The 5,777-nt window shown below is 39.3% G+C and carries 6 protein-coding genes and 1 pseudogene; 2 read left to right on the top strand and 5 right to left on the bottom strand.

The features are described from left to right. Together RYL27_RS10415 and RYL27_RS10420 are read right to left on the bottom strand one after the other, a co-directional pair. Nucleotides 1-753: hypothetical protein (locus RYL27_RS10415; RefSeq protein ID WP_314967075.1), on the bottom strand; the 753-nt coding region annotated here is incomplete at its 3' end. A 70-nt stretch (nt 754-823) separates the two neighbouring features. Beyond that, complete coding sequence (locus RYL27_RS10420) at nt 824-1,411, bottom strand: SMI1/KNR4 family protein (protein ID WP_314967077.1); 588 nt, start codon at nt 1,409-1,411, stop codon at nt 824-826. Nucleotides 1,412-1,703: 292 nt separating this feature from the next. On the opposite strand from RYL27_RS10420, the gene RYL27_RS10425 reads away from it, so the two are divergent. Then, the gene (locus RYL27_RS10425) at nt 1,704-3,119 is read left to right on the top strand and encodes an ATP-binding protein (RefSeq protein ID WP_314967079.1); all 1,416 of its coding nucleotides are present in this window, start codon (nt 1,704-1,706) and stop codon (nt 3,117-3,119) included. Nucleotides 3,120-3,163: 44 nt separating this feature from the next. On the opposite strand, the gene RYL27_RS10430 is transcribed toward RYL27_RS10425, so the two are convergent. Continuing rightward, the gene (locus tag RYL27_RS10430) at nt 3,164-3,577 is read right to left on the bottom strand and encodes a hypothetical protein (RefSeq protein WP_304070924.1); all 414 of its coding nucleotides are present in this window, start codon (nt 3,575-3,577) and stop codon (nt 3,164-3,166) included. Between the two features lie 205 nt (nt 3,578-3,782). Between RYL27_RS10430 and RYL27_RS10435 the strand changes: the two genes are divergently transcribed. Beyond that, the gene (locus RYL27_RS10435) at nt 3,783-4,808 is read left to right on the top strand and encodes a DUF3137 domain-containing protein (RefSeq protein WP_304070927.1); all 1,026 of its coding nucleotides are present in this window, start codon (nt 3,783-3,785) and stop codon (nt 4,806-4,808) included. A 66-nt stretch (nt 4,809-4,874) separates the two neighbouring features. Here RYL27_RS10435 and RYL27_RS10440 read toward each other — a convergent pair whose 3' ends face one another. Then, on the bottom strand, nt 4,875-5,591 hold the full coding sequence (locus RYL27_RS10440) for an ABC transporter permease (protein ID WP_314967083.1): 717 nt from the start codon (nt 5,589-5,591) through the stop codon (nt 4,875-4,877). 2 nt (nt 5,592-5,593) lie between these two features. Continuing rightward, nucleotides 5,594-5,777: pseudogene (locus tag RYL27_RS10445) on the bottom strand (ABC transporter ATP-binding protein); the annotation flags it as partial.

A 5,777-nucleotide genomic window follows, 5' to 3' on the forward strand; every position in this document is an offset into this window, starting at 1 on the left:
GGGATACATAAAGAAGCTCATGGGGCGAATCTGCGTAGGACTGGCTACATCCCAAAGCTTGCTTTTTGCCCAGCGCTCTATCACTTCCAATACCTTTTCTTTCTGTCCGAGATACCGATAACAAATACTAGCTTGCTCGTAATACAGTTCCCCAAGATTTAAGTCCTTGATCCTTTCATAATAGTCCACTGTATCCTCCGGACTTCCCTTCATAAAAAGTAAATTCAGAAGCTTCATCTTATCAAAGTCTTTTTCGGGATTCAGCTTTCCTTCTGCTATCAATTCTGAAGCCGTTTTTGGTACTTTTGGCGGCTGATAATTCTTGCTTCTTGATTCCGGTAAAATATCCCGCTGCATATAGTTCAGGAGAATCGCGCAATAATTATATCGTTGGCAAGAGCCTTTAAGGCATTTCTCTTCCTCTGCTTCCATTAAGCGACTTTGTTCTTCTTGAAGAGCCTGAATGACTTCCGCTTCCCGTCCGATTTTCTTTGCCGCAAAGCACATAGCCATCATATATTCGTTGGCCACATTGGAGTAATACCACTCATCCCAAAAAGGCATTAAAAGAAGAGTATGGCTTACCGCTTCTTCATACTTTCGGTCAAAAAACTCCACCCCGGCCCTTAACGCAAGATTTTGGTGCGGAAACTTCTTTTCAAAAGCTTCCAGCTTCGACAAACTTTCATAGGAGCCATTTTTGATTTCCTCGCAAATGTCTCGGTACTTCTTAGGTAGTTTTATTGCTTCCATAGTCTTCCCTCTCCGGGACAATATTCCCGTTATCATTACTGCTTCCCTGTAATCAAAATCCGGATTCCCCTCAGTCTATGGTCAGTAAAATATCATCCACGATCTCCGAAAGTCCTGCCGCGGCATAAATCACCTCATCCGGATCATGGATATAGCAAAGAATCTGTCCCTCTTTTCCCTCTTTATCCGGGTCAAAATCCAGCATTAAAAAGCAGCTGTCACAATACTCCGCAAAGGGAATCCATTGCTTATGAAAAAGGTAGGGCTTGATCCTGCTATCCCGCATTTTCTCTATTTCTTCTTCGGTGAAAAAGTCCGGAAATTCTGTCAGAAGAGCATCTCTGTTCTGAAAATATTGCTTTGTTTTCTCCATCTGCTCTAAACTCATTAGGGAAAATGACATTTCCACATCATGGATTGTAGAAGGTAAGATGCTGAAATAATTGCTTCCATTTTTATAGCTGTAAAGCTCCTTAAAGTCTTTTGGTAGCTTGATGGAGAACTTCTTCTCGAAAGCCTCTATCTCTTTCTGCGAAGCTCCGGGAATCTCTTGATACTCCTCCCAATATCCCTCTTCCATCGGATCATCCAAATCCAGTTCTTCAAAATTTTCTAAAACATACTGTTCTATCCGCTTTATCTTCTGAATGAGATTCATTTCTACTCCTGCTTTCTTTATCATGAATATTCGATTTTATCCTGAATATTCAACACAAAAACACTTCTGCTTATTCTTAACAACTGATGGTAATTATACTATATTCTGAAGTCTTTGACTCTGTAAGAAGAAGGATTAATGAGCAAGACAAAAAATAACTTAAGCTTTCTCCCCATTTTTTCTACCGTAAACCAAATGGTCAGCTTAATAAAGAATATTGACTTTCTATTTTTCAATTGTATAGTATAAATAAGATTATCATAAATTAGTTTATAATAAAGAGGATCAATGTATGAAATTTATAGGCAGAAAAAACGAGCTTAGTAAACTGGAAGAGGAATATAATCGTAACAGCAGCTTTGTGGTTATCTATGGTCGCCGTAGAGTTGGAAAGACAACGCTTATTAAAGAATTTCTGAAGGAGAAAACTGCATTCTATTTTCTTGCCACAGAAGAATTGGAAAGCCAAAGCATGAAGCGATTGGCAGGCGTTATGGCTCGTACAACAAAAAATACATTACTGCAAAAAACAACATTTACGGACTGGTTGGATTTGTTCCAAGTGATTGCTGACTATAAGCCCGAAGAGAAGAAGGTGTTTGTCATTGATGAATTTCCATATCTTGTAAAGACCAATTCGGCTTTTCCCTCTATTTTACAAAATGCTTGGGATGAAATTTTAAAAGACAGTAATGTGATGCTGATTCTGTCCGGTTCTTTCATCGGTATGATGCAGAAACACGCCCTGTCCTATGACAGTCCTTTGTACGGCCGTAGGACAGCGCAAATACGCTTAGCTCCACTGCCATTCACGGATATCTATGCTGTACAGAAGATGCCCTTTGACCATGCCGTAGAACAGTATGCTGTAACAGGCGGCATCCCGAAATATCTCGAGTTTTTTGAAGATGGACGTCCTTTGGAAGAACAAATCAAGGATACTGTTTTATCTAAAAATGGTTTCTTATATGAGGAACCTAATTTCTTGCTAAAAAGCGAGTCCATGACAGCGGTAAACTACTTTTCCATCATTAAGGCGATTGCGGACGGCAATCATAAACTAGGCAAGATTGCCGGCATACTTGGTCAAGAAAGCTCTTCTCTGACACCATATCTATCTACACTTTTGGATTTGGGATTTATAGAAAAGAGAACGCCGATTACTGAAAAAAATCCGGAAAAATCCCGCAAGGGTCTATATTTTATTGCGGATAATTTCATCCGTTTCTGGTTCCGTTATGTTTATCCCTATAAAGGCGAACTGGAATTGGACAATATACAGATTGTGCTGGATGAAATACACAAGGATTTTAGGGAAAAATTTGTAGCATTTGCTTATGAGGATATCTGTAAGTCCATTTTTGTGAAGCTGTGCAACAATAAGGCATTTCCTTTTTTACCATCTCGTATCGGCTCTTACTGGTTAAATGATTTTGATAGTGATACAGAAATTGATGTAGTATCCGTAGATCATCAAAACAAACGGGTATTTACCGGCGAGTGCAAATACCATGCAAAACCGGTCGATGCACCGGTGTACTTCGCATTAAAAGAAAAAGTGGATTGTTCCGCAGAAATTCGAAAGGCTTTTTCGGGATATGAGATTATCTATGGCGTGTTCAGTAAAAGCGGCTTTACACGACGTATGCTGGATATTGCAAAGGAAGGTTCCGGTATTCTTCTGATAAATGAAGACCATCTTATATAAAGAATATAGTGCAAGTTCATTGGAATTACTTTAAAAAACTTCTCTTACATGTCTTTCCACTGCAATTCTTTCGGATTTTCCAGGAAAAAGCTGCTGCCGTCAAACTCATTGTGTAAGCGAACTCCCTTTTCCTCTATACTCACAGTGTTATACCACTGTCCCAAAGAAGCATATTGTCCGTAATGAATATTAATCAGCATACTGCAAATAGGGTTCCAACTGCCTCTCTCCACTGTCTCCGCCAGCAAATAATAGGCATCTAAAAACAGGAGATTCCGCCCATAAATCCAAAAGGGAAGTGACCTTTCCAGTAGCGGAAGCTTTGCGGAAAAAATTCCGTCTCTGTGAGGCGCTTCCGTTTCATATTGGAAGTCTATTTCACTACCAAAATAGGCGATACTTCCCCCGTCAGAGCCAAGGTTTATCGGAACGCCCTCTTCTGCAATGATAAATTCCATAGTTTTTCCTCCACTTCCCAATCTAATCGAATCAAAATTCCAGAAAAAGATAATTTATTATATCACGAATAGAACTCTCCTGTGTTATACTTAAAAATCTCTATAATAATTTATTTTTTACCATTACAATAAAAGTAATGGTAAAAAAAGAAGGACTCTTTATTTAAAGCATTTATGATACGAGTGGAAAGAAAGGAGATCGAAAATGGGTTTAAGCCAGGAAGAACTAAAGAAAATAAATGAACTTCAGAATACTGCACGGTTTCAACACAGCTGGAAAGCCATACGGAATATCATCACTTGGAAGGAAAGAGTACAAAATTATTTTGTTCGAAACATGCTTCTTTTGTTCCTTTGCTTTCTTGGCGGTGGCGGTTTAATGCTCCTTACCGATGAAGGTACCCTTTCCCACAGTATTTTACTGGATAAGATTATGATGCTCCTCGTCAGACTGGGTATCTTTTTTCTGGCACTTCATATTCTCAGTGTCCTACTGTATAGCTTGATTGGTCCCGGTTGGGAAGCAAAGCAAAAAGCTAAGCTCCGCAAGCTTTATGAAAGTGACATTCTGGCTCCGATACTGCAAGCCCTTTATCCTTCATCGGAAATCGATATGGAGCATGACATTGCTCCGAATCAAGTAAAAGAAGTGGTTCCTAAATCACAATACTATATCCAATCCGGAATACTGGAGCTTAATGATGAAAGAAATCTCCAAACAGTGGATTTATATGCCTATAACGTCGAAAAAGGAAATAAAGGTTACTATGATGTTACCCACTTTCTCGGACAAGTCTACTCCATAAAGAACACGTTCTCTCTCAAAGGAGAATTGCGAATTGTTCCGACAGAGCATACCCTTTTCTTTGAAACCCAAGGGTATTATCCCCACACCATGCAAAACGGCAAGAAAATTGACGTTGAAGATATACGGCATAACGAACACTACAACATTTATTGTACGGACGAACAATCTGCAAGAAAGTTCCTAACTCCCACTGTCATCGAATGGTTTAACAGCATGACTTCCCGCCACACGCTTTCCTTTTACAGTAACGAGTCTCGCATTTATTTTGCAGATTGTAACAATCAGTATTTCTTCGCTGCACCGAACCACAAGAAAAGTCTTCAGGCATGGCGGATAGAAGAAACGGCAATAAAGCTGAAATATGCCGTATATTTTGCAAACGAAGTAACGGAGATGCTCCATAAGAACGAAGGATTTTCATAGGACTCCGCTTTCCTTTGCATAAAATCTCTTTCTTGGCATAGAAACTCTTTCTTGGCATAAATGCTCTTATTTTGCCTTACTGAATTTTACTTTGAGAACAAGGAAGTACAAAGGAATGATATTCAGTACAAAGCTCGTTATAAAGAACAGCATATCCTTTAGCTGAATTCCATTTCCGGACAAAATCGCATTCATCATATTCGTGTAATAATAGCCCGGGAAAATCCTTTGTACTTTGGCAACAAGGGAAATAAATCCACTTTCCGCTCCGAAGCTTGCGAAGGGCATAATGGTCAAAGCTGCCAGAATAATGACCGGAAATCCCACTGTATCAATGAGTTTGGCATCCAATCTCACACCAAGTACAAAGCCGATTATGCTGAAGTAAATGCCCATGACAGTCAATAAGAAAAACTGAATGCCCAGCTTTCCGTTAATCGGGAATTTGGCAAATACTGTCGCAACGCCTAAAACCACAACAAAAATCAAGGTATTTAACACGATTTGTACTAAGCATTGGCTCAAAAGATAATTTTTTATGCTGTAGTTGGAGAATCGGGATTCAAAGGAATAAAAACCGATGTCGGAGGAAATTCTTTTGCTAAAGGTTGCCAGACTGTTTCCGATGATACCGATAAACACGGCAATCCCCAGCATAATATTCGGCAGCATATCCGCCTGAATATTGTATAAGAACATATACCATGCCAGTGGAAGAAGAATCGTAAATAAGACAAATCTTCTGTTTCGTAACACCTGCTTTAATTGAATTATGCTAATCATTTTTAGGCCTCCTTTTCAAGCTTTTCTCTATAAAACTCTTCAATCGTTTTTCCCTGCCGGTGAATCTCTTCTACGGATTCCGTTGCAGCAATCCGTCCATTCTTTAAAATCATCACCTTCGTGAAGAAGTGATCAATCTGGTTAAAATCATGGGTAACAATCACGGAAGTATATTTTTCCTTCTCC

Origin of the sequence: Oribacterium sinus, from assembly GCF_963537195.1 — a bacterium.
Classification (GTDB): Bacteria; Bacillota; Clostridia; order Lachnospirales; family Lachnospiraceae; genus Oribacterium; species Oribacterium sinus_A.

Coding starts and splice junctions, on each gene's coding strand:
- RYL27_RS10440 (WP_314967083.1), bottom strand. CDS start 5,591: ATGATTAGCATAATTCAATTAAAGCAGGTGTTACGAAACAGAAGATTT.
- RYL27_RS10435 (WP_304070927.1), top strand. CDS start 3,783: ATGGGTTTAAGCCAGGAAGAACTAAAGAAAATAAATGAACTTCAGAAT.
- RYL27_RS10425 (WP_314967079.1), top strand. CDS start 1,704: ATGAAATTTATAGGCAGAAAAAACGAGCTTAGTAAACTGGAAGAGGAA.
- RYL27_RS10430 (WP_304070924.1), bottom strand. CDS start 3,577: ATGGAATTTATCATTGCAGAAGAGGGCGTTCCGATAAACCTTGGCTCT.
- RYL27_RS10420 (WP_314967077.1), bottom strand. CDS start 1,411: ATGAATCTCATTCAGAAGATAAAGCGGATAGAACAGTATGTTTTAGAA.